The sequence below is a fragment of the Thauera sp. DNT-1 genome, assembly GCF_055393985.1.
The window spans coordinates 3,849,316-3,873,118 of record NZ_AP043752.1 but is presented as its reverse complement, the minus strand read 5'-3'; the positions used below and the strand labels follow the sequence as shown (position 1 = coordinate 3,873,118).

19 protein-coding genes are annotated in these 23,803 nt (G+C 61.4%); 1 reads left to right on the top strand and 18 read right to left on the bottom strand.

Annotated features, from left to right (window positions below; all coding sequences use genetic code 11):
- Window positions 1–33: 33 nt before the first annotated feature.
- Complete coding sequence (locus tag ACZ5PP_RS17880; protein ID WP_464826412.1) at window positions 34–495, top strand: REP-associated tyrosine transposase; 462 nt, start codon at window positions 34–36, stop codon at window positions 493–495.
- Window positions 496–807: 312 nt separating this feature from the next.
- Here ACZ5PP_RS17880 and ACZ5PP_RS17875 read toward each other — a convergent pair whose 3' ends face one another.
- The 18 genes from ACZ5PP_RS17875 to ACZ5PP_RS17790 all read right to left on the bottom strand — a co-directional run bounded on the left by ACZ5PP_RS17875 (window position 808) and on the right by ACZ5PP_RS17790 (window position 23,671).
- A complete protein-coding gene (locus ACZ5PP_RS17875) occupies window positions 808–2,037 on the bottom strand; it encodes a hypothetical protein (protein ID WP_464826411.1) in 1,230 nt (409 codons plus the stop codon).
- A gap of 799 nt (window positions 2,038–2,836) precedes the next feature.
- Entirely contained in the window at window positions 2,837–4,852 is a 2,016-nt protein-coding gene (locus ACZ5PP_RS17870; RefSeq protein WP_464826410.1) for a polysaccharide biosynthesis protein, read from the bottom strand.
- 30 nt (window positions 4,853–4,882) lie between these two features.
- A complete protein-coding gene (locus ACZ5PP_RS17865) occupies window positions 4,883–6,097 on the bottom strand; it encodes a DegT/DnrJ/EryC1/StrS family aminotransferase (protein ID WP_004315162.1) in 1,215 nt (404 codons plus the stop codon).
- A gap of 526 nt (window positions 6,098–6,623) precedes the next feature.
- On the bottom strand, window positions 6,624–7,952 hold the full coding sequence (locus ACZ5PP_RS17860) for a hypothetical protein (RefSeq protein WP_464826409.1): 1,329 nt from the start codon (window positions 7,950–7,952) through the stop codon (window positions 6,624–6,626).
- Window positions 7,946–8,371 carry a hypothetical protein gene (locus ACZ5PP_RS17855; RefSeq protein ID WP_012584872.1) on the bottom strand — a complete coding sequence of 142 codons (426 nt, stop codon included), beginning with the start codon at window positions 8,369–8,371 and terminating at the stop codon, window positions 7,946–7,948. Before ACZ5PP_RS17855 ends, ACZ5PP_RS17860 begins: the two co-directional genes overlap by 7 nt.
- Before the next feature lie 348 nt (window positions 8,372–8,719).
- The gene (locus ACZ5PP_RS17850; protein ID WP_464826408.1) at window positions 8,720–9,382 is read right to left on the bottom strand and encodes a NeuD/PglB/VioB family sugar acetyltransferase; all 663 of its coding nucleotides are present in this window, start codon (window positions 9,380–9,382) and stop codon (window positions 8,720–8,722) included.
- A gap of 92 nt (window positions 9,383–9,474) precedes the next feature.
- Window positions 9,475–10,080, bottom strand: coding sequence for a sugar transferase (locus ACZ5PP_RS17845; RefSeq protein WP_464826407.1), 606 nt, complete (start codon window positions 10,078–10,080; stop codon window positions 9,475–9,477).
- Complete coding sequence (locus tag ACZ5PP_RS17840) at window positions 10,073–11,248, bottom strand: glycosyltransferase family 4 protein (RefSeq protein WP_464826406.1); 1,176 nt, start codon at window positions 11,246–11,248, stop codon at window positions 10,073–10,075. Before ACZ5PP_RS17840 ends, ACZ5PP_RS17845 begins: the two co-directional genes overlap by 8 nt.
- Window positions 11,245–12,150, bottom strand: coding sequence for a glycosyltransferase family 2 protein (locus ACZ5PP_RS17835; protein ID WP_464826405.1), 906 nt, complete (start codon window positions 12,148–12,150; stop codon window positions 11,245–11,247). The genes ACZ5PP_RS17840 and ACZ5PP_RS17835 overlap by 4 nt, the downstream gene beginning before the upstream one ends.
- Window positions 12,125–13,309: a glycosyltransferase family 4 protein gene (locus tag ACZ5PP_RS17830; RefSeq protein ID WP_464826404.1), complete on the bottom strand. Its 1,185-nt coding sequence runs from the start codon at window positions 13,307–13,309 to the stop codon at window positions 12,125–12,127. The genes ACZ5PP_RS17835 and ACZ5PP_RS17830 overlap by 26 nt, the downstream gene beginning before the upstream one ends.
- 38 nt (window positions 13,310–13,347) lie before the next feature.
- Complete coding sequence (wzy, locus tag ACZ5PP_RS17825; RefSeq protein WP_464826403.1) at window positions 13,348–14,709, bottom strand: O-antigen polysaccharide polymerase Wzy; 1,362 nt, start codon at window positions 14,707–14,709, stop codon at window positions 13,348–13,350.
- A gap of 396 nt (window positions 14,710–15,105) precedes the next feature.
- A complete protein-coding gene (gene tnpC, locus ACZ5PP_RS17820) occupies window positions 15,106–16,851 on the bottom strand; it encodes an IS66 family transposase (RefSeq protein ID WP_012584783.1) in 1,746 nt (581 codons plus the stop codon).
- Window positions 16,852–16,873: 22 nt separating this feature from the next.
- Entirely contained in the window at window positions 16,874–17,233 is a 360-nt protein-coding gene (gene tnpB / locus ACZ5PP_RS17815) for an IS66 family insertion sequence element accessory protein TnpB (RefSeq protein ID WP_012584784.1), read from the bottom strand.
- Window positions 17,233–17,550: an IS66 family insertion sequence element accessory protein TnpA gene (tnpA, locus tag ACZ5PP_RS17810; protein ID WP_012584785.1), complete on the bottom strand. Its 318-nt coding sequence runs from the start codon at window positions 17,548–17,550 to the stop codon at window positions 17,233–17,235. The genes tnpB and tnpA overlap by 1 nt, the downstream gene beginning before the upstream one ends.
- A gap of 50 nt (window positions 17,551–17,600) precedes the next feature.
- Window positions 17,601–18,683 carry an oligosaccharide flippase family protein gene (locus ACZ5PP_RS17805; RefSeq protein ID WP_464826402.1) on the bottom strand — a complete coding sequence of 361 codons (1,083 nt, stop codon included), beginning with the start codon at window positions 18,681–18,683 and terminating at the stop codon, window positions 17,601–17,603.
- 91 nt (window positions 18,684–18,774) lie between these two features.
- Window positions 18,775–19,806 carry an NAD-dependent epimerase/dehydratase family protein gene (locus ACZ5PP_RS17800; RefSeq protein ID WP_464826401.1) on the bottom strand — a complete coding sequence of 344 codons (1,032 nt, stop codon included), beginning with the start codon at window positions 19,804–19,806 and terminating at the stop codon, window positions 18,775–18,777.
- Between the two features lie 84 nt (window positions 19,807–19,890).
- Window positions 19,891–21,168 (bottom strand): Vi polysaccharide biosynthesis UDP-N-acetylglucosamine C-6 dehydrogenase TviB, encoded by a 1,278-nt coding sequence (tviB, locus tag ACZ5PP_RS17795; protein WP_464826400.1) that lies wholly within the window; start codon window positions 21,166–21,168, stop codon window positions 19,891–19,893.
- A gap of 310 nt (window positions 21,169–21,478) precedes the next feature.
- A complete protein-coding gene (locus tag ACZ5PP_RS17790; RefSeq protein ID WP_464826399.1) occupies window positions 21,479–23,671 on the bottom strand; it encodes a polysaccharide biosynthesis tyrosine autokinase in 2,193 nt (730 codons plus the stop codon).
- Window positions 23,672–23,803: the final 132 nt, after the last annotated feature.

Below are 23,803 nucleotides of genomic sequence, written 5' to 3'. Positions count from 1 at the left end.
CATGCCGATCACATCCTCCGTTATTCTATCGGCATGCTTCCGCACACTCATCACCTCCGCCGCGGTCGGGTTTCGGAATCGGGGCGGATCTATCTGATCACCACGGTCACGCACGGCCGCGCGCGGCTTTTCGACGACCTGCGTCTCGCCCGCAGCACCATCGCACACCTGCGCCACGCCGACGCGCAAGGCCGCTCGACCACCCTGGCCTGGGTGCTCATGCCCGATCACCTGCACTGGCTCGTGCAGCTCGAGAGCGGCAGCCTCTCCCGGCTCGTCGCAGGCTTCAAGGCGGCATCGGCACGCGCCATCAACCACCTCCTCCACACCCCCGGCCAGCCACGCTGGCAAACCGGCTTCCACGACCACGCGCTGCGCGAGGAGGAAGACCTCTCCGCCCTCGCCCGCTACATCGTCGCCAACCCCCTGCGCGCCGGCTTGGTCGCCAGCGTGCGCGCCTATCCCCACTGGGACGCCGTCTGGCTGCCGGGGTAGGTGGGTCGTTTGCGAAACGCCCGGATCGCGACTTGCGTCGCTCCTACGGAACCCGGCAGCGCCTGAGGTACGGCGGCCGCTATCGCGACTTGCGTCGCTCCCACGGAACCCGGCAGCGCCTGTAGTACGGCGGCGGCTATCGCGACTTGCGTCGCTCCCACGGAACCCGGCAGCGACTGTGGTACGGCGGCCGCTATCGCGACTTGCGTCGCTCCTACATGAAAACCGTCGCGGGGAATGAGGCGAATGCGGTCAATCTGGTGCCGTAGGAGCGACGCAAGTCGCGATCCGGCGCTGGGGATTGCGCGGAGGTCACTGTGGCGCGCTGCCGTTCACCCAGTCGCTCACGCGCCAGTAGTAGCGCACGCCGTAGTGTCCGCCGTGGCCGTAGAACTGCAGCCACTCGTCCTTGCTGCGATACCCCGTGCCCTCGTGGATCCACTTGTCGGACGGGTAAAAGGCAAAGCCGCGGGGGCCGGTCAGCGTGGCGTACTTGACGGGGAACAGGTCGTCGCCGAACCAGCTGATCACCCACCCGATCAGCTTGTCGGCCACCCACGCCGCCACCGCGCCCGCGACGGCGCCGAGGAAGGGGCCGACGAAGGGCGAGGCGCCAGCGGTCACGGCGGTGGCGATCGCCGCCTTCACCTTGTCCTGCACCTGCGCGTAGATCTTGTCGAGCGCCTTTTGAAACCCGCCCGAATCGACCTCCGCCAAGGCGATGAAGACGCCATAGGTGTCATAGACGATTCCGCCCGACTTCGGCTTCGTCCGGGTGAAGGACGCGAAGGTCCAGTTCAGCCACGCCGAGTCGCCGTCCGAGAAATCATCGTAGGTCTTCCTTCCGACCTGGGTCACCGTGCCGTCGGTATGCACCGCCGTGCCGCCGATGCCGATCTCGTCGTCGCCGAAGGACTCCGGGTTGGTCTCGTCGAAGCACTTGAGCTGCCGCACGCTGAATTCGAGCTTGCGGTAATAGCCCGGGAACGGCACCTCCGGATCGATGCCGGACGAGCCGCCGGTCATCGGCACCACCGCCCCCAACAGCTCGGGCGTGAACGACACCGCCGACACCGCCGTCATCGGCCCCCACACCGCCTCGAGGCGCTCGAACGACACCACCGCGGCCTCGCGCCGCGGCATGCCGAGCAGCTTCGCGTCCAGCACCGGCGCGCGGGTCGCCGCCAGCAGCGCGTCGAAGCCCAGCTCGCGCACGCGCTCGACCGGCACCGCGGCATGGCGCCCGAAGATGCGCGCGCGGATCGCATCGTCCGCCCCCAGCAGCAAGGCGGCGCCCTCGCGGTAACGCGCCCGACGCGCCTCGGGCAACGCCGCCAGCCCCTCCGCCAGCGCCGCCTCGAGCGAATCCGTCGCCACCCGGCACACGGGCTGCACGGCCAGGGCGCACAGCAGGTACTTCACCGCGCCCAGCACGTCCTCGCCCACCTTGCGAAACTCGGAATGGTCCGGCCGGCACGGGCCGACACCCCACTGCATGGACAGGCTCGCCGCCCCCGCATCGGCACAAACGATCGCCGTCATCACAACCTCCGTAGCGGTTGGTGAATGGCCGATCGTAGCGGCTACCCTGCCCGACTGTCCGGGCCCAGGCGCGCAACCTGCAGCGGAGGGCCGCGCCACCACCACGCGCCGCCCCCCACGCCGGACCGCCGCGGGGCAGCCCGATCGGGAAGCGAATCTTCCGCGACAGCCCAACCCCAATATAGGCGAGCATTAACCACGACAACAGCAGGGATTCGTGGATGGCGGGGGGGCTGGAATCGCGACTTGCGTCGCTCCTACAAAACCGTCGGCGCTTGGGGTGGGACGTAGGAGCGACGCAAGTCGCGATCCAGCGGCCCGGGATGCGGCAAACCGGCGGCGTCGAGCACGGAGAGGCCGCTATCGCGACTTGCGTCGCTCCTACAAAACCGTCGGCGCTTGGGGTGCGGCGGTCGCAATCGCGACTTGCGTCGCTCCTACAGGACCCGGCGGCGCACGGGGTGCGGCGGCCGGAATCGCGACTTGCGTCGCTCCTACAAAACCATCGGAGCTTGGGGTGGGACGTGGGAGCGACGCAAGTCGCGATCCAGCGGACCGGGATGCGGCAAACCGACGGCGTCGAGCATGGAGAGGCTGCTATCGCGACTTGCGTCGCTCCTACAGGACCCACCGGCGCACGGGGTGCGGCGGCAGGAATCGCGACTTGCGTCGCTCCTACAGAACCGTCGGTGCTTGGGGTGGGACGTGGGAGCGACGCAAGTCGCGATCGAGCGGCCCGGGATGCGGCAAACCGGCGGCGTCGAGCACGGAGAGGCCGCTATCGCGACTTGCGTGGCGCCTACGGGCGGTCTTCCTCCTGATTGCGCTTCAGGTAGATGAAATCCACCAGGCGCTCGTCGGGCTCGTAGCCGCTCACCAGCAGCTTCAGCACCTCGCGCACCGCGGGGTAGTCGCCGTTCTTGATGGCCTGGATGATGGCGTCCAGACCGAGGGTGAGCTGGCGCCAGGACAGGCGCTCCTCGTTGGCGCGCATGATCATCGAATGCGCGGTGGGCAGCACGTTGTCGCCGATCAGCAGCTCCTCGTACAGCTTCTCGCCGGGGCGCAGGCCGGTGAAGACGATCTCGATGTCGCCCTGCGGGTGCGACTTCGACTTCACCGACAGGCCAGACAAATGCACGATGCGCTCGGCCAGATCCACGATCTTCACCGGCTGGCCCATGTCGAGCACGAACACGTCGCCGCCCTCGCCCATCGAACCCGCCTGGATCACCAGCTGCGCCGCCTCGGGGATGGTCATGAAATAGCGCGTGATGCGCGGGTCGGTCACCGTGATCGGCCCACCGCGGCGGATCTGCTCGCGGAACAGCGGAATCACCGAACCCGACGAGCCCAGCACATTGCCGAAACGCACCATGGTAAAGCGCGTGCGGTTCGGCACCGCCCCCTCCACATCCTCGCGGAACAGCACCGGCGCCGGCTCCACCGACAGCCCCTGCAGCACCAGCTCGGCCAGGCGCTTGGTCGCCCCCATCACATTGGTCGGGCGCACCGCCTTGTCGGTCGAGATCAGCACGAAGTTGCGCACCCCCGCGCGCAACGCCGCCTGCGCCGCGTGCAGCGTGCCCATGGTGTTGTTGAAGAAGCCCTGCGCGATGTTGTGCTCCACGATCGGCACATGCTTGTACGCCGCCGCGTGATACACCGTATCCACCTTCCACGCCGTCAGCGCATCGAACATGCGCCCGCCGTTGCGCACCGAGCCCAGCATCCCCACCAGCTCGATCACCAGCCCGCGCTCCTTGATGTAGCGCTCGAGCTCGGTGTGGATCGAATACAGCGCGTATTCCGAATGCTCGAACAGCACCAGCCCGCGCGGCCGGCAGGTCACGATCTGGCGGCACAGCTCCGAACCGATCGAGCCGCCCGCCCCCGTCACCATCACCACCTGGTCCAGGATGCAGCGCTCGAACAGCGCCTCGTCCGGCTCCACCGGCTCGCGCCCCAGCAGGTCGGCGATGTCCACCTCCTGCAGGTCCTGCACCTTCACCTTGCCATCGACCAGGCTCTTGAAGCCCGGCAGCGTGCGCACATGCACCGGATACGGGTCGATCAGATCGAGGATCTCGCGCCGGCGCTGGCGCGACGCCGACGGCACCGCCAGCAGCACCTGCTTCGCTCCCGTCTCCGCCAGCATGCGGCCCATGTCCTCGGGCGCATACACCGGCAGACCATCGACCACCGTGCCCCACAGCGACGCATCGTCATCCACGAAGGCCATCGGCCGCAGCTCGCGCCCGGCGCGCAGCGCGCTCACCAGCTGGTTGCCCGCGCTGCCCGCACCGTACACCACCACGCGCGGGCGCTCCTGCGCGCCCTCGACACGATGCGGCACCCCTCGCACCCCGCGCACCGCCGGCGGCAGCGGTGTCCACTCGCCCAGGAAGACATTGCGCATCACCAGGCGCAGCCCGCCCAGCAGCAGCATCGCCGTCGCCCAATAGATCAGCGGCACCGAGCGCGGCACCGGCGGCTGCTGCGCCGGCAGCGCCAGCACCACCAGCCAGAACACCAGCGCCGCCAGCGTCACCGCCTTGCCGATCGTGATCAGCGCGTGCCGGCCCACATAGCGCAACACCGCCCGATACAGACCCAGCACCACGAAGAAAGGCAGCGTCAGCACCGGCGCCAGCAAGAACACGCGCAGATGGCCGCCGAAGGGCTCGATCGCGCGCACGTCCTCCAGGCGCAGGTAAAACGCCAGCCACAGCGCCACCCACACCAGCACCACGTCCGCCACCACCTGCAGCGCACGCTTGTAAGGCCGCGGCAACCCCAACAATGAATTACGCATCAGATTCCGCCTTTGGCCCGACCGCCCGCATCAGCGCGCCGCCAGCCCCAGCACCTCGTCCACCACCTTGCAGGTCTGGTCGATCTCCGCCGCCGTCAGCGTCGGATGCACCAGCCACATCAGCGAAGTCTCGCCCAGCGCGCGCGCCACCGGCAGGCGCTCGGCCGGCCGCCAGCCGGTGTCGTCGAAGGCCCTCTCCAGATACACCTCCGAGCACGAGCCCTGGTAGCACGGCACCCCGCGCGCATTGATCTCGGCGGCGATGCGGTCGCGGCTCCAGCCCTCGGCCAGGCGCTCGGGGTTCACATACGCATAGCACTTGTATTGCGCGTGCACACAACCCGACCTTGCCGCGCAACCCGGATCGCATTTTGCCGCATTGCAGCGAAACTCGGGAACCCGCAGCACCGCATGCCGCCGGCACACCGCCAGAATGGCCTCGGCATGGGCCTCGCGCGCCGCCGTCCACGCCGCCATGCGGCGCAACTGGATGCGCCCCACCGCCGCCTGCATCTCGAGCATGCGCCAGTTGGTGCCGAAGCCCTCGTGCAGCCAGCGGAAGCCCGGCGGATGCTCGCGCTCGTACACCGCCGCGTAGCTCTTGCCGTGGTCCTTGAACGACCACATGTCGCGCCACAGCGCCTCGTCGTTGGTCGTCACCATGCCGCCCTCGCCGCCGGTCGTCATGATCTTGTCCTGGCAGAAGGACCACGCCCCCACGTGCCCGATCGAGCCCACGCTGCGCCCCTTGTAGCGCGCCCCATGCGCCTGCGCGCAGTCCTCGATCACCTTCAGCCCATGCTGTTCGGCCAGCGCCATGATCGGATCCATGTCGCACGGCCACCCCGCCAGATGCACGCAGATCACCGCCCGCGTGCGCGGCGTCAGCACGCGCGCGATGGTCTCGGCCGACAGGTTGCCGCTGTCGGGGTCCACATCCGCAAACACCGGCGTCGCCCCCGCATTCACCACGCACGACACGCTCGCGATGAAGGTGCGCGGCGTCACCACCACCTCGTCGCCCGGGCCGATGCCCAGCGCGTGCAGCGCCACGTCCAGCGCCAGCGTGCCGTTGGCCAGCGCCACCGCGTAGCGCGTGCCCGCCCAGGCGGCGTATTCCTTCTCGAACGCGCGGCACTCGGTACCGGTCCAGTAATTCACCTTGTTCGACAGCAGCACATCGCGCACCGCGTCGGCCTCTTCGGTCGTGAAGGAAGGCCAGGGGCTAAAAGGAGTGTTCAGCATCGAAAAATCGCCCGTAGTCAAAAATCCACGCCCGCCCGTACCGCGACATCACCGTCGCGCACGACCAGGCAAAAAAGTCCACCGCATCGCCGCCCATGTGTAGGAGCGACGCAAGTCGCGATTGCAGCGGCCCCGACCGCTGTGGGAGCGACGCAAGTCGCGATTACGGCCGTCCCCAACCACTGTGGGAGCGACGCAAGTCGCGATTACGGCCGTCCCCAACCGCCGTCGCCCATTCCCACCGCCCAAATCGCGACTTGCGTCGCTCCTACAAAACCTTGCGGCGTCGCCGATCCGCTGCATCGCGACTTGCGTCGCTCCTACAAAACCTTGCGGCGCGTGCGATTTGCCACTGTGGGAGCGACGCAAGTCGCGATTGGGGCCGTCCCCAACCGCCGCTGCTCATTCCCACCGCCCAGATCGCGACTTGCGTCGCTCCTACAAAACCTTGCGGCGTCGCCGATCCGCTGCATCGCGACTTGCGTCGCTCCTACAAAACCCATCGGGCCGGAACCACACCGACCCATCACGCCGCAATCGAAAACTCCTCCGACTCCAGCTCGTCGCGGTCCAGAATCCGATGGTTCACCAACTGCGTCCGGATCGTCAGCTCCGACACCTTGAAATGCTCAGCTACCTCTTGCTGGCTCTCGGCCGAAAAGTCTCCGTCGAGCATGCCCCACACCTGCGCGAAGGGGCTCAGCAACTCGGCGGCGAATGCGCGCTGGGCCTTTTGCCGGTAGGTCGTGGAACGGGTCGCCGGATGCAGCGACTCCGCGACATCCCCGAGCAAGCGATCGCCCAGCAAGCGCGCAAGCTCAAAGCGGCGGCCCGCCGGCACACGCGAGCGCAACAACACACGATCCGCCTCGCCCGCCTGCCGCAACGCAAACGAAATTCCCACCGCCTCACCGCCCGCGGGGCGTTTCAACGCAGCGGGCGTCACCCCCAGCAACGCAGCCAGCGCCACATCGTCGATCGCGCCCTCTCCCAGCGCCTCCTGCGCGCGCAGTGCCTTCGCCGCGTCCGCGCCAAGCTGCCAGGCCGCCAACTGTCCGCGCGGCGCCACCGTCGCAGGCGCCGCCAGCCGCACGGCATCGTCGAACGAGGCCGCAAACCCGCTGCGCACGGCAAGGCCCGCCAGTTCGTCCGCAGACAACACCCGCCGCCGCTCGGCCGCGCCACCCGCATCGGCGGCCAGCTCTTCCACCGCGCCCTGGCCCAAGCGCACCGCATCCGCCAGCACGCGCTCGACAAGCTCCGGATCCGATTCATCCGGATCCACCCCCATCAGCGCCTCGAGCTTGCGCCGCCGCCCCAGCGTCGCGTCGCCGCGCTCCGCCTGGACATCGCGCCATACCCGGCTCAGGTTCGAATCGCGCACCCCCATGGACTCGAGGCGCTCCAGCACCTGCACCACAAAAACCTCCACGCCCCGCTCGAAGTCGAGCGCAGAAATCACCGGCGCCACCTGATTGATGTACCGAAACGGCGTCTGTGGCCGCGCCGCCGTGGCCCGCGACAGCAGCACCGTGCGCTCGCCGTCCGAAAAAATCGTAATGTCCGGCCAGATGTAGCCGCCCCCGATGCTCGCCATCCTGTGCGAAAAATCCCACCCTTCGGCCATCGAGCGCGGCTCCCAACGCAGCCGCCACCAATTCCACGCCAGCCACTCGGCCAAATCGTAGGCCGACAGGTACGGCGCCTGGCGCAGCCGGTTCACGATCGCGTCATGCCCCTCGGTCAACCAGATCGAATGTGCGCGAATGCCCACCGCCGCAAAGCAGGCACGCTCCTCATCGCTGCCCGTATCGAGCGCCTCCCAGCCAGCAGTGATCTCCCAAGTCCCTAGCATCGGGCCTCCCATGCGGCCTTCACCTCGTCGCACATACGGTCTTCCTTTTCGAGCGGATAGCCGTGGTACTGCCCCGGCGTATTCGGATGCGTCTTCGCCTCGTACACCGTGCCATCGGCCGACACGCTCCAGATGTACTTCGGAAACCCATCCTGTACATAGGTGCTGAACATCGCCCGCAGCACGCCTTGCCGCAACAATTCCGTCGCCTCGGCAAGCGGCAAGGGACGCAGCGCATCACAAACCGACGAAGTCGGCCGCGGGTTTGTCCGCCCAAGTCCATAGTTCGCCGGGTAGATCTTGTGGTGGCCGCTACCCACGTAGCGCACATGGGCGAGCAGCAACTCGCGGGCGGCCATGTCCGGCAACGCGTCCTTGACGATCCGTCGCTTCGGGTTGTTGCCGGTTCGGTTCCTCATTACGCCCCCGATCACTCGCGACTTGCGTCGCTCCTACAAAACCTTGCGGCGCGTGCGATTAGCCACTGTGGGAGCGACGCAAGTCGCGATTGCAGCCGTCCCCAACCGCCGTCGCCCATTACCACCGCCCAGATCGCGACTTGCGTCGCTCCTACAAAACCCTGCGGCGCAGCCGATCCGCTGCATCGCGACTTGCGTCGCTCCTACAAAACCTAGCGGCGCGTGCGATTTGCCACTGTGGGAGCGACGCAAGTCGCGATTGCAGCCGTCCCCAACCGCAGCCGCACATTGCCGCCGCCGCCCATTACCGGCGCCCTATTCGCGACTTGCGTCGCTCCTACAGGAACCTCAGACCGCCTTTTCCATCACGCGCGCGGGGTTGCCGACCACCGTGGCGCCGGCGGGCACGTTCTTCGTCACCACCGCGCCCATGCCCACCACCGCGCCGCGGCCGATCACCAGGGGCTGGCCGGGCTTGCCCTGCTTGATCACCGCGCCGGTGCCGATGTAGGCATGGTCCTCGATGATGATGTTGCCATTGCACTTCACGCCAGGCGCAAAAGTCACGAAGTCGCCGATCACGCAGTCATGCTCGACATAGCTGTACAAATTGGCGTGGAAGAAACGCCCGATGCGGATGTTCGAGGTGAGGGTCACGAACGGACTCAGCGCCGCCCCCTCCCCGATCACCACGTCATCCATCACCACCACATTGCCCGCCGCCACCGTCCACGCGCTCACGCCATCCGCCGCGCAGCGTGCCGCCAGGCGCTCGCGCACCGCGCTGTTGGCGATCGCCAGCACCACATGGCGCGCGCTCGCCGGCTCGGCCACAAAATCGGCATACGACAGCACCCGCTGCCCGTTCACCGTGCTGCCCACCGCAGCATCGTCGACGAACACCAGCCGCTCCAGCGCCACGCCCTGGCGGCGCAACTGCTCGCGCGCCAGCGGCATGATCCCGCGCCCGCATCCGCTCGCACCGTACACCGCAAAAAGAGGCGAATTCACTGCACGCCCTCCACCACGTTTCGCTGCTTCATCCTGTCCCGTGTCCCGGGACACGGGACACGGGACAGGACCTCGAGTACCGCCCGGGAAAGTCAGACGCCCTTGTCGCCGGACCCGGTGAACTTCGCCGCCGTCACCTCGCCCGCCGCGCTGATGCCCTCGCGCACGAACACCTTCTTCACCGTCAGCGCCAGGATCTTCAGGTCCAGCCAGAACGACTGGTTGTCCACGTACCACACGTCCAGGCGGAACTTCTCTTCCCAGCTCAGTGCATTGCGCCCGTTGATCTGCGCCCAGCCCGTCACCCCCGGGCGCACCTCGTGGCGGCGCGCCTGCTCGGGCGAATACAGCGGCAGGTATTCCATCAGCAGCGGCCGCGGCCCCACCAGGCTCATGTCGCCCTTGAGCACGTTCCACAGCTCGGGCAGCTCGTCCAGGCTGGCCGAGCGCAGAAAGCTGCCGAAGGGCGTCATGCGCTCGGAGTCGGGCAGCGGCTGGCCGTCCGCGCCGATCGCGTCGCGCATGGTGCGGAACTTGACCATCTGGAAGGGCTTGCCGTGCAGGCCGGGGCGGGTCTGGCGGAAGAGCACGGGGGAGCCGAGCCGCGTTCGAATAAGAAAGTACAGCGAAATCAATACCGGACATAGTGCCAAGATCAACACTGCCGAAGCAACCAAATCAAACAGCCTCTTATCCATGATTGAACAAATCACCGCTTAGCTTACCAGCCCCCTTAATGGCTTCGTAGTAAGCAAGTAGATCGATTGCGTTTTTGCGAACATCCATTAACTTCTCTACCCGACGACGCCCAACTGCCGCAAGCTGGGCAGCCCTTTCCCTATCTCGCAAAGCGTCTTCTAAAGCGTCACTCAAGGCAATCGGATCGCGCGGAGGGACGAGCCATCCAGTAACCCCCGGTTGGATGAGATCAGGAAATCCCCCTACTGACGTTGCAACTGTTGGCACCCGATGTAATAAAGACTCCACGGCCCCACCCACATTTTCAGAATGTGACGGATGAACAGCCACATCAAAGTCGTTGTAGATCTGATGCACATCGCTACGAAATCCTGTCATCACCACGCGACAAGTCGATACATCACGAGCCATCGCTTTAATCTTCTCAAAATACCAGTCCCCACCTTGCCATGCACCACCCACCAAGAAACATGTTAGTCCCGGCACTCGCTTACCCAGCAACTCCACAGCCTGCAGAAGATCTTCATGCCCTTTCAACCCAACCGTCTGTCCAAGATAGCGCTTCGGCGGATAAAAATAGGCCACATTCCCAACTACAGCGCAATCATCGCCCACCCCATATTCGCGGCGCAGCTTGTTTGTCCGTGCTGCTGCGCCATCCGGCAAATCAACACCATAGTAGACCAAACCCACCCTACTAGGGTGAATTCCCGACTTCAGATATCTCTTACAAGTCCATTCGCAAGAACCTATCCAAAAGTCACGCTTTCCAGCGCTCGCGATCTCCAAAACTCTAAAAAACGAGTGCTCGAGATGAAGAGGTCCCGGCACCTGAAAAATCCTCGGAGTCTTATGCTCCTTCCCCAAAGCCATTCTAAGCGCCAACGTATTCGTTACGAAATGGCTATGCAATAGATCTGGCTCAACCTCTGTAACGATTTTTCTGATACCTTCAAAAACACGAATATTCTCAAAAACATTTCGAGTATTGAGACTCGAATCGAGCGTGTATACTTTTACCCCTGCCTTCCGATACGCATCACACATCGGCCCGTCCGGCAGCGCTACATGAGCATCAACACCAAGTCGAACCAGCTCACGCAATTGCCGTAACGCCCAACTAGCGCCTACAGCGGTCTTCAAGAAATGCAAAACCTTTACAGTCATTTATTGCCTTTCCTAAACTCGCGATAGCACATGCTTACTTGACCTTTCGCCACCTCAAAATCCGCACGGTCTGAAGCACAGGGCGCGGCAGAACGCTTTTCTAAAACGTATTTTCGCCCCCCTTTAAGATAGCGCACCAGAACAACAAGCGGCTTCCCAAATTCAACCAACGCAAAGAGAACGGCAGAAAAACCGAAGGACCCAGCTAACTTTAAATAACCCAGCCCATTATAAAAGTAGCCTCGAAACACCTTACTCACGCTGACGGATTGAACTTCACTATAGCAATATCCAACGTCCGGCACTACAACATAACACTTTCCGATCAAAACACGCCTCAAGAAGTCCTGATCCTGCGCAAGTTTAAACCGGGAATCATAGCTTACATTACCTATCGCATTCCGCCGAATCATCGAAGGGGCGTGCGGAATAAATGTTCGATGAAGCCTGTCAAACTTCCGACTTACAACCGCATCCGTCTTTCTGACCGACACGATATCCTCACCGTCTGAGATCGCCATGCCCATGCTGTGAAGCACAACATCTTGATTTGCCTCCAAAAATTCCACCTGCTTTTCTAGCTTTTCTGGATAAATCCAGTCATCGGCATCAAGCATTGTAATGTACTTACCAACCGCTGCCTCCAGTGACGCACGACGAGCAACACCTCGCCCTTGATTCTGTGAAAAAAATATAACTCTGACTCTAGAATCCTGAAACCTAGAGAGCACTTCGCGTGTTTCATCGGTAGACCCGTCGTCTACAACCACACACTCCCAGTTGCTATAAGACTGCGCCAATAGAGAAGCAAGAGCGAACTCGATGGTATTCGCAGCATTGTAAGCGGGCATCAGCACGCTGACTAAAGGGGGTCCATCACCCTCTATCTTCAATGAGCTCATGAAAAGCCTCTCTCACATCCGCAATTTGGCGTTCAACTGAAAAGTTCTTTACTGCAAAATCGTAAGCACTATCAACCACCGAGCCAATCAGATCGGGACGCTCGATAAGTCTCTGCAAGATATCAGCAAGGCCGCAAACATCGTCAACATCCATAATAAACCCGGTCTGCTCATGAACAATAGCTTCGGGTACACCACCAACCGGCGTTGCGACGACTGGGGTGCGCAAAAGCATCGCCTCAATCACAACGCGAGGAAACCCCTCCGTATGACTCGGCAGAATAACAACATCTGAGCGCCTTATCTGATCATCTAAAGAGTCGAGCCATCCAGGGAAGAGAATATTCTCTGCAACTCCTAACTCTTCACTTAAATCATGAAGTTCTGAACGATATCTATCACTTACCCCAGTAGCCACCTCGCCCGGCAAGATAAGAAGAACGTTACTAATACCCCTTCTCTTTAACTCCCCCACCGCCGCAATCGCAACGTGATGCCCCTTCTCCCTAACTGGCCGCGCCGCCGGAAGCAATATCTCGAAGGTATCGCCTTTCCGCTTGAAATCATCCTTTTCCATGGCAGCCTTAGGACGTATTCCGTTCGGCACATACAAAATCTTCTTACTCTGAAAAATAGCCTTCAAGTTATCGACAGTAGAATGCGAATGAGCCAAGAGCAGATTGCATCTTCTCTCGATCAGAAGCCGAAAAAGAAAGGAAAAACTCTCAGCTTTAGCCCACCCTCTGTGATACAGCGCAACTTTTACACCAAGGCCTATCAATGCAAGTGCCGCGATCGCAAGCGACTTTTCGTTATTTAGCCAAACAACAGCAACCGAATTACTTAAAACCCGCGATCGCAACGAGAACGCCACCCTTAAAAGCAAAGGAATCTGGAATACCGCACGAAGCACCCTAACGACCCCGGAACCTCCGATGAAAGTCTGCTTCACCCCTGGAACAAGAACTTCCAACTGAAGTCCCTTCTGCATCACATACTGCAGATACCGATCGTTGGCGCCGTAAGCATCAAACACAACAACGCTTTCACCAGCCCCTTGCAAATTGCCCGCCAGATCAATACTCCCTCTCGGAGCGCCGCCGAAATTTAAATTAAAATCAAAAAAAGCAAGAGTGTTTTTTCTTTGGGTCGAAATCATCTCATCCAAGGCCAGTCAAAACCCCAGTTTTTATAGACCTATACTCTACGCCGAGAGTAAATATATGAAATTATTTTAGACAACACAAACGACCAAACGATAATTCGGAATGCAGCCCCACTTGTATTGCGCATCCAAAGAGCAAAAGCACCAATAGACGCATAAAAAACAACCGACACCAACAAGCTATTCTCAAGCATATACATAAGAAATATTTTCTTGAGATAGGCCGCATAAACACCAAAAAGCACTATCCCAAAGTAACCAAAATTCAGATATGACTCCATCGCAATAGATCCGCCCCTCCCGTGCGTGGAGTCGATGGGTCCAAATGCAACCTCGGTGATAAAAACTCCCAAACCTGAACTCACTCTAAAGCCAAATGGATTAGGAATCGCAATAAGCAGGGAATCCACAAACGAGGCACCAAACCAAAAAGGATATCGTTCCGGCACGTAATACATTGCAATAACGACTGTCTTGATGGACAACCCAAACTCAGTCAAAGCATCTACCAAAGGTGACTGGCGCCCACTATCGATGTATATCCTAACCATTTCTATTGGATTGAACGCGGACTGTCCACGCCCAACGGCAACCATTGCTGATATCGCAAGCAATAGAAAAACCGTAGCACCCGCCGTCGCAAGGCTAATTCTTTTTTCAGAAAAACTATAGTAAAAAACGATGATTACAAAATACGATATGAAGCCACCCCGGTCGCCTGTCAGAAGATAACTTAACACGTAAAGAATCAGCAAGTAAAATGCCCAGCCGCGAGACAGTCTCTCGCTAACGGCATGCTTTCCCGTTAAGAATAAAGCTATTGCGCAATAACCAACATACTGCCCAAGCCAGAAAAATCGCCCCAATGGAGATATTTCACCAATTGAAATCAAAGAGCGATAATCCGACAAGACAATTGGCGCCACTGGAATGACAGGAATCCAGAATAGTAAAAAAGAAAAAACTAACAGAATTTTTGAAACTGAGAAGACTGCTTGAGATTGCGCGTCATCCAGTTCCGGCCTGGATGACATGCTTGAATCAATTAATCTCTGCCGAGGGAATTCAATAGCCCTATAAACTGTTATAAAAAAACAGACGCAAGCCAGAGAGTAATTAATTGAATTCTCTAACGAAAGAACATTATAGAAAACTTCTGCCTCGTATTCTCCAAGTCCAAAAAAATAAAGAATTAAATATCCAAAATGAAAAAGGGAAAAAAACAATACAAAAAATGACTCAGGACTAAGCAAATGCCGGCCACGCAAACCATTTAGAATCAGCTCAACCGTGTAGTAGGCGACAAAAGCGGTCGCTAAGAACAAGCCAAAATCAAGATCCCCTGAGCCGGAAAATGATCCATTTACAATCAAATTCCAGACCGCGATCATCATGAAAATCGGATAAACATAAAGAGCCGAAATTAGCACAACGACCCCCGGACATTGAAATTTTTCGCAAACGCTATAGACAAAGCCAACCACCCATATCGTCTAAAGGCCTCAACAGAACTTAACCGAGAATTACTAAAGGAAAGACTAAGTCGCACACCATTTTTACTTCAACTACGACTTCTCGCCCGCAAGCCGAACACTACAAATGATAAGACCGCACCAGCTAAGTACGCGACAGCTTGGGACAGTATGACCCCTTGGAGTCCGTAATCTCGGACTACGACTTCAGCTAACAAATAAATAAGCCCTGCGGTAACGGCATAAACAGGAAGCTGAAGAAAATAGGTTTGCTGGCTCGACGTAAGCGCTCCACGAACCCCATCCTTCCCGGGCTCTTTACGCCGTGATCAACTGCTCAGCCTTGAGATTCCAGGGCAGGAGGGCCTCGAAATGTTCGACGTTGGTCGCGGTGGGCAAGGCGCGCAGCACGTGGCGCAGCCACAGATACGGCTCGAAGCCGTTGGCCTTGGCGGTTTCGACCAGCGAGTAGAGGAGTGCGCTGGCACGCGCACCGGCCTGAGTGTCCGAGAAGAGCCATGCCTTTCTCCCGACCACGAAGGGACGGATGGCGTTTTCGGCGGGGTTGTTGTCGATCGGCAGATCGCCGCGCTCGAGGTAGCGCGTCAGACGCGGCCACTGCCGATGCAGGTAGCCCAGGGCACCCCCGAGCACCGAGGTGGGCGGCACGGTGGGGAGCACTTGGTCGAGCCAACGGCGCAGTTCGTCGATGACGGCGCGGCTTCTGCTCTGGCGTAGCGCCAGGCGCTGGGCGTCGTTCAGTTCGCGCGCGTCCTTCTCGATGGCGTAGAGCTTGCCGATCAGGGCCAGCGCTTCGTGGGCGCGGCCGCGCTTGCCGGCAGGCAGCACCTTGCTGGCATCGACGAAACGACGTCGCGCGTGCACCCAGCAACCGAGCCGGGTCACCCCTTCGGTGAAGGCAATTGCGCCGTAGCTCTCGAGCCCGTCGGCCATCAGATGCCCCTTCCAGCCTTCGAGCAGGCGTAAGGGCACCGCCTGCGCGCGGCTCGGATCGTACTCGAAGAGGACCACCGGCTTGCCCGGCGGTCCGCCGCGCTGCACCCACATCTGGCTCTTGCTCGTGGCTGCCCGGCCAGGCTCCTTGAGCACCTGCACCGGGGTTTCGTCCATGTGGATGACGTCGTGCCCGAGCAGCACGTCGCGCATCAGGTTGGCGAGCGGCTGCAGCGCCTGGGCGGTACCGATCACCCAGCGCGCCAGGGTCTGGCGCGGCACAAGCACGCCTGCGCGAGCGAGCACGTACTCGAAACGCGCCAGCGGCAGCCCATCGACGTACTTGATGACGATCAGCAAGGCCAGCAGGTCGTTGCTGGCGTTGCTCTTGGGCAGCACCTGCGCCGGGGCGCGGGCGGTGACCGGCGCCTGGTCGCCCTCGGGGCAGCCGTAGCGCTTGCGGATATGGCGCAGCACACGCACCTGCATCGGGACGATGTCGAGCTGTTCGCTGACGTCCTGGCCGATCTCGACCATGGGCGTGCCGCAGGCGCAGGTGCGCTCGGCCTCGGGGACGTCATGGACGACGTCGATGCGCGGCAGCTCGATGGGCAAGGGCTTGCGCTTACCACGCGCCTTCTTCTTGCCGGTGTCGGCGGACGCCTCACCCGTCGTCTCGGTGGCCGGCGGCGGCAAGGTTGCGGTGTCGAGCGCCTCGGGTGCGGACTCGGCCAGCGCCTCGGCCTCGTCGAAGAGCCAGGCCTGGCCCGCGTGCGATTCGCTGCTGGGCCCGAACATGCGCCGACGCGCCAGGCGAAGCTGCTCGTAGAGCTCGAGGATGCGTGCCTCGAAGGCCTTTTGCAGTTCAGCCTCCCGCGCATCGAAGGCTCTTTGGCGTTCAGCCTCCCGCGCATCGAAGACTTTCTGGAGTGCGGCCTCACGGGCCTCGAAGGCTGCCTGCCGTTCGGCTTCACGCGTCTCGAAGGCACGCTGCTGTGCCAGCAACAAGGCTTTGAGCGTTGCTGGATCGTCGGGCAACAGCTCGGCCAGGACGGATGCGCACACGCCAACGGAAGGGTTCGAGCGAGGGGCGGCGGTACGTTGCGGCATGCCGGAATTATACCCGATCACGCTACGTAACTGATTGGTATTGCAGCGTTTTATGCGGCCTTGCCGCCCACAGATCGAAGCCCTCAAGCAGCCATTCGAGCTCCTTCATCGTCAGTACGCAGGTGGGCTCGCCCGCCTCGGCCGCCGGCCAGGCGAAGCGCTCGGCTTCGAGCCGCTTGTACCAGAGGCAAAAGCCGTTGCGGTGCCAGTACAGCGCCTTGAGCTTGTCGCGGCGACGGTTGATGAACAGGTACAGTGCGTCGCCGAACGGGTTCAGCCCCAGCTCCTGCTCGACCAGTGCCGACAGTCCGCCGATGGATTTGCGAAAGTCGATCGCCGGCCGGTACAGATACACCGCACCGATCGAATGCCCCGGGTGCATCAGCGCCCCCGCTCGGCAAGGGCCACCGACAGCGCGGCCAGCCAGTCGACGCCGGGCAGCATCGCGCATTCGAGCCGCAACTGCGCGTCGATCACCACCGTGCAGCCCGCGCGGGGCGTCATCGAGGGTTCGATCTGGATCGGGACGAATCCGCCAAGCTTGGCGCGGCTACGACGGCCACCGGCCACCAGGCGCTTGCGCCACTGGTAGAGCGCCTGCGGCGACAGCCCCTCGCGCTCGGCGTACGCCTTCGTGGTGATGCCCTCGGCTTCGATTGCCGACAGGTGCGACAACCAGAACGTACTGCGCTCCGACATGCTCGTGCTCCCCGAAAAACGGAAGCCGAAGCATGAGGGCTCAACGGGGGCTACGTAAGGATGGGGTTCGTGGAGCGCTTACGGCTCGACAGCATTAAATTAGCGATCGAAAATACGGAAAGAAAGGCACCACTCAAAACAACAAACAACAGTTCTGGCTCAAGGCGGCCATACTCGTCACCAAAAACCACCACCAAAAACTGCGTACCGAAGAAATAAAAGAAAGATCCAACAAAAAGCGTTACCAAGAAAAGCCTACGGAATGCAAAACGCATCATTCTGAAGAACTTGATCCTATCAACGGAGTACATCTTTGCTGCGTCGGGCAGCGCAGACTGCACGAAGGAACTTATCAGAAGATTGTAAGCGACCAAGAGTGACGTAACGGCAGAATAATCTGCCAACGATTCGAGACCTAGATCACTCTCAATCAAAATCTTTGGAATTGAGGTAAATAGGCTTCCCAAAAGAGCGGCAAACCCAAGAGGCCATGCACGACCAAATAAACTCTTTACTCTTTCTGCTTTAGGTTTTTTTCTAAACTGCTCCACTCTACCCGAAGCGCTTCGGAAATAGACTATTCTCTCGACAACTGCGTATGAAATTACTCGACCGAAGACCAACCCAGCTAGCGAAAGAACTAAATTTTCAGAAAAAAAATACAATAAAATAAAAAGCAAAGATGAAGATAGTGCGGAAGATGCATTGACAACGAAGAAATTCTGATTCTGCAAGGCCCGCTGAAACTCCGCGACATATGTCTCCCGGAGAATATATACAACATAAGACAAAACGAAGAACAGCCCGGCAAAGAAGGATGCCTCGGGAAGATTCAAAATCAGCAATAGGACCAGTGATAGCACCAAGAAGCTAGCTGCTGCAATTTGCCGAACACGGTGATATTCAACGACTTCATTCGCACATTGCACATCGGAACACTGAATTGTTCTTAGCTTCAAAGTAAAAAAAAGCTGCAATGGCAATAAGACCGCCTGTAAATAGGAAAACAGACCAACATCCTGTTTACTACCCAGCCTAATAACTGTAAACAGAAGGAGCCAAGAGAAAAAAACCTGGACGAGATTTGCAAGCAAAGCCCAATGATAGTTACTCAGCGTGAATTGCCTTCGCATAAACCGCCACCAGATCACATGTCTAAAAGTAAAGATCCGCTAACTCTTTAGAGTACGCTACCTCGAAACCCATGAGTTCTTGAACATCCGGTCATATAGACTCATGCTGCGCGAGATACCATGGAATAACAGCCTCTATGCCATCTACAACCGTATGGCTTGGCTCGTACCCCAGAAGCGACCTGATTTTTTCTAAACACGCTTGAGAGTGGCGAACATCCCCTGCACGAAAGTCTCTGTACACAGGAAACTTCACGTATTGCACTCCCTGATTCTCAAGCGTCTTCGTCAGCGCACCGAATAGTTGATTTAAATTGGTACGCCCACCTACCGCCACGTTATAGACCTGATTTCTCGCCGCTCCGGATGTCGCGACGGCAGCAAGAAGGTTCGCTTGGACGGCGTTATCGACATAGCAGAAGTCTCGACTAGTCTCGCCGTCGCCGTTGATGAACACATCCTCGCCCTTAATCATCGAAGCCGCCCATTTCGGCACGACTGCGGCATAGGCACCGTCCGGGTCCTGGCGTCGGCCGAAGACGTTGAAGTAACGCAAGCCGATTGTGGTGAACCCGTAACTGCGGGCGAACACGTCCGCATAGAGTTCGTTCACATACTTGGTGACCGCGTAGGGAGAGAGCGGCTTACCGATCACGTCCTCGACCTTTGGCAGGCCCGGATGGTCGCCGTAAGTGGAACTGCTGGCCGCATAGGTAAAGCTGGCGACCTGTGCATCACGCGCGGCGACCAACATATTCAGAAAGCCGTCGATATTGGTCGCGTTGCTGGTGATCGGATCATTGAGGCTGCGAGGTACAGAACCCAGTGCGGCTTGATGCAGGACGTAATCGACACCCGAGCAAGCGAGTTGGCAGTCTTCGAGCTTGCGGATGTCGCCCTCGATAAAGGTGAAACGGGACCATTGGTCGGGCGTTACGAGGCTCTTTACTTCATCGAGGTTGCGCTGGTAGCCGGTGGCGAAGTTATCCAGGCCGACCACTACTTGATCGAGCTTGAGGAGAGTTTCAAGCAGGTTGGAGCCGATGAAGCCGGCCACGCCGGTGACGAGCCAGGTCTTCGGGTTCTTGGGGAGGTCGAGGCAGAGTTCTTCGTAGCGCGTCATGGGTGACTCGATTTGTATGGCAAAGCGGGCCTTTGGCCCGCATCGCGACTTGCGTCGGTCCTACGGGAGGAGCGTGGAGTGCGCTTAGAGACGGAGGTCGGCGGCCTTGCGCGGCATGACGTATTTCAAGTCATAGACCACATGCTCCGCCTTGCCGAGCGCACGGATGGCCTCGGCCCCCATGTCCTTGAACTGCTGGTGCGCCACGCCGACGATGATCGCGTCGTAGGCGCCGGGCTGCGGTGCGTCGATCGGGGTGAGACCGTATTCGTGCTGGGCTTCTGCCACGTCCACCCAGGGGTCGTACACGTCGGCCTGGATGTTGTATTCGCCGAGTTCCTTGACGATGTCGACGATGCGGGTGTTGCGCAGGTCGGGGCAGTTTTCCTTGAAGGTGAGGCCCATGACCAGCACGCGCGCGCCTTCGACGGTGATGCGGCGCTTGAGCATGGCCTTGACGAGCTGCGACACCACGTAGGCGCCCATGCCGTCGTTGAGGCGGCGGCCGGCGAGGATGATCTCGGGGTGGTAGCCGATCGACTGCGCCTTGTGGGTGAGGTAGTAGGGGTCCACGCCGATGCAGTGGCCGCCGACCAGGCCCGGGCGGAAGGGCAGGAAGTTCCACTTGCTGCCGGCGGCCTGGAGCACGGCCTCGGTGTCGATGCCCATCTTGTTGAAGATGATTGCGAGCTCGTTGATGAGGGCGATGTTGACGTCGCGCTGGGTGTTCTCGATGACCTTGGCGGCTTCGGCCACCTTGATGCTCTCGGCCTTGTGGGTGCCGACGACGATGATCTGGCGGTAAAGCTGGTCGACCAGCTCGGCGACCTCGGGGGTGGAGCCGGACGTGACCTTCTTGATGGTGGAGACGCGGTGTTCCTTGTCGCCCGGGTTGATGCGCTCGGGGCTGTAGCCGGCGTAGAAGTCGACGTTGAACTTGAGGCCGGAGAACTTTTCCAGGACGGGGACGCAGTCTTCTTCGGTGGCGCCGGGGTAGACGGTGGATTCGTAGATGACGATGTCGCCCTTCTTGAGCACCTTGCCGATGGTTTCACTCGCCTTGACCAGCGGGGTGAGGTCGGGCTGCTTGTGCTCGTCGATGGGGGTGGGGACGGTGACGATGAAGGTGTTGCAGGCGGCGAGGTCCTGCAGGTTGGCGCTGTATTGCAGGCCGGTGGCTTCGCGAAGCTCTTCGTCGGAGACCTCGAGGGTGGCGTCGTGGCCGGTCTTGAGGGCGTCGATGCGGGCCTGGTTGATGTCGAAGCCGACGACGGAGCGCTTCTTGGCGAATTCGACCGCGAGCGGCAGGCCGACGTAGCCGAGGCCGATGATGGCGAGCTTGAGGGTGGCTAGGGTGTGCATGATGGTGTCGAGTGGAAGTGAAGGTGGGAAGGTTTTGGAGGTTTAGGGTTTTGGTTTTGGTTTTGTAGGAGCGACGCAAGTCGCGATTCAGGCGGTTCCGGACCCGGCGACCTTGGGCGTGGGCGGGTCGGGATGGCGGCTATCGCGACTTGCGTCGCTCCTACAGGGGTGTAGTGGCGGGTGTAGTGGCGGGGGTTCGGATGGTGGCTATCGCGACTTGCGTCGCTCCCACAGGGGGTGTGGTTCTCGTAGGAGCGACGCAAGTCGCGATCTGGGCCGCCCGGATCGGCTCGGGCGCCCCAATCGATCCTCACGCCTTGTACTTGTACTGGTAGTGATAGCCCTCGTACCCGAAACGATGCCGTTGTCGGGTGAGGTCGAAGCCGTTGAACACGAATCCCTTGACCTCGACCCCGGCCTGGTCGAAGCGCTTGATGGCTTGCTCGAGCTCGCGCACCGGGTGGCGGCCGGCGCGGGCGACCAGGAGGGTGGCGCCGACCTGGCGGCCGATGATGGCGGCGTCGGACACGGCGAGCACCGGGGGCGCGTCGATGATGAGCACGTCGCACTGCTTTTCGAGCTCGGCGAGCAGCGCGGCGAAGCGCGGGTGCATGAGGAGCTCGGACGGGTTGGGCGGGATCTGGCCGGTGGTGACGAGGGCGAAGTTGTCGATGCCGGTGGGCTTGACGATCTGCTCGATGCTGGCGGCGCCCATGATGTAGTCGGACACGCCCACACCGCGGCCGATGCCGAAGGCCTTGTTGATGTGGCCCTTGCGCAGGTCGCCGTCGACCAGCATGACGCGCTTGCCGGCCTGGGCGAGCACGGCGCCGAGGTTCTTGCTGATGAAGCTCTTGCCCACGCCGGGCGCCGGGCCGGTGATGAGCACCGAGCCCTTCTCGGCGCCGAGCAGCGCGAAGTGCAGCGTGGTGCGCAGGCTGCGCAGGCTCTCCATGGCGTCGTCGTCGGGGTGGGCGGTGGCGAGGAGCTGGCCCTTGTCGGTCTTGCCGCGGGCGATGGCGCGCGACAGCACGGCTTCGTCCTTGCTGTCGGGCACGGTGGCGTACACCGGCAGCGAGAGCTCGCGCTCGATGGTCTGCGGGTCTTCGACGACCACGCGCAGGCTGCGGATGGCCCACACCAGGCCGAGCGAGCCGAGCACGCCGAGCACGCCCGAGAGCAGCAGGATGAGCGCCTTGCGCGGCGCGACCGGCAGCGGCGCGGTGGCGGCGGGGTCGATCACGCGCACGTCGCCGACGGTGCCGGCGCGCGCCACGCGCAGCTGCTGGGCGCTGTTGAGCAGGTTGGTGTAGAGCGCGGTGGCGACCTCGACGTCGCGGCGCAGGCGCAGCGCGGTCTGCTGGGTGTCGGGGAGGCGGTTGACGTCCTTGTCGAGAGTGCCGCGCACGGCGCGCAGGCGGCCGAGCTGCGAGTCGATGGCCTTGACCTGGGGGTGCTCGGGGGTGAAGCGCTGGCGCAGCTCGTCGCGCTTTTGCTGGAGTTCGACGACGTCGGCGTCCACCTTGACGATGGAGCTGAGCACCGACTGGGTCTCGAGGGTGAGGTCGACCGAGCCGCGGGTCTGGCGGTAGTCGTTGTAGGCGGCTTCGGCGGTGTCGAGCTGGGCCTTGAGCTCGGGGAGCTGCTTTTCGAGGAAGGCCAGGGTGGCGTCGGCCTCGGCGGAGCGGTATTCGACGTTCTGGCGCACGTAGGCGTTGAGGACTTCGTTGAGCAGGCGCTCGGCTTCGGCGCGGTCGGCGTCGCTGTAGGCGGCTTCGATCACGTTGGACTGGCGCGCGCGCTCGCGCACTTCGAGGTCTTCGCGCAGGGCGGCGATGGCCTGGATCTGGCTGATGCGGGCGAGATCGAAATGGGTGCCGGGGCGGGCGACGAGCTCGGCGACGAAGAGCGTGGTCTTGCCGTCGGCGCTGCTGGCGGGCTGGCCGATGCTGCCGTCGAGCAGGGGCTGGTCCTGGTCGTCGTAGAGGGTGAAGCCGCCGTTGTCGCCGGCGATGAGGGTGAGCGGCAGGCCGACCAGGTAGGACGGCACCTCGAGGGTCTGCACGGTGATGCGCTCGCCGCCCCAGGCGTAGCTGCCCAGGCCGAGCAGCGGCGCGGCGGGCTGCTCGCCGTTATAGCGGCGCGCGAGCGCGCGGCCGAAGATGGGGAAGTAGTCGGGGGTGGCGCGGATATCGAGGCGCAGGCGCTCGACCACGCGGCCGAGGATCATGCGCGAGCGCAGGATCTCGAGCTCGGCGGTGACCGAGCTGTTCTCGCCGAGCACGGCCTCCACGTCGCGCAGCGCGGCCAGCCCGCCCTTGGGCCCCTTGCTGTCCTGCACCTGCACCAGCCCGTCGGCGCGGTAGATGGGCGTGGACACGAAGGCCACCACCGCGCCGATGAAGACGGCGAAGAAGGTGACGGCGAGGATCAGCCACTTGTATTCGAGCAGGACGGCGATGATCTCGCCCAGGTTGATGAAGTCGTCCCGGTCGTCGCGCATGGACTTGGCGCGGACAGGATTCCCGACTTCAGCCACGGCGGAGGGTGCAGTTTCTCGACGCAAGGGTGTAGGTTCCTGTTGTGTAGTTGTGTGTTGCCAATCAATTTCCGTAGGAGCGACGCAAGTCGCGAT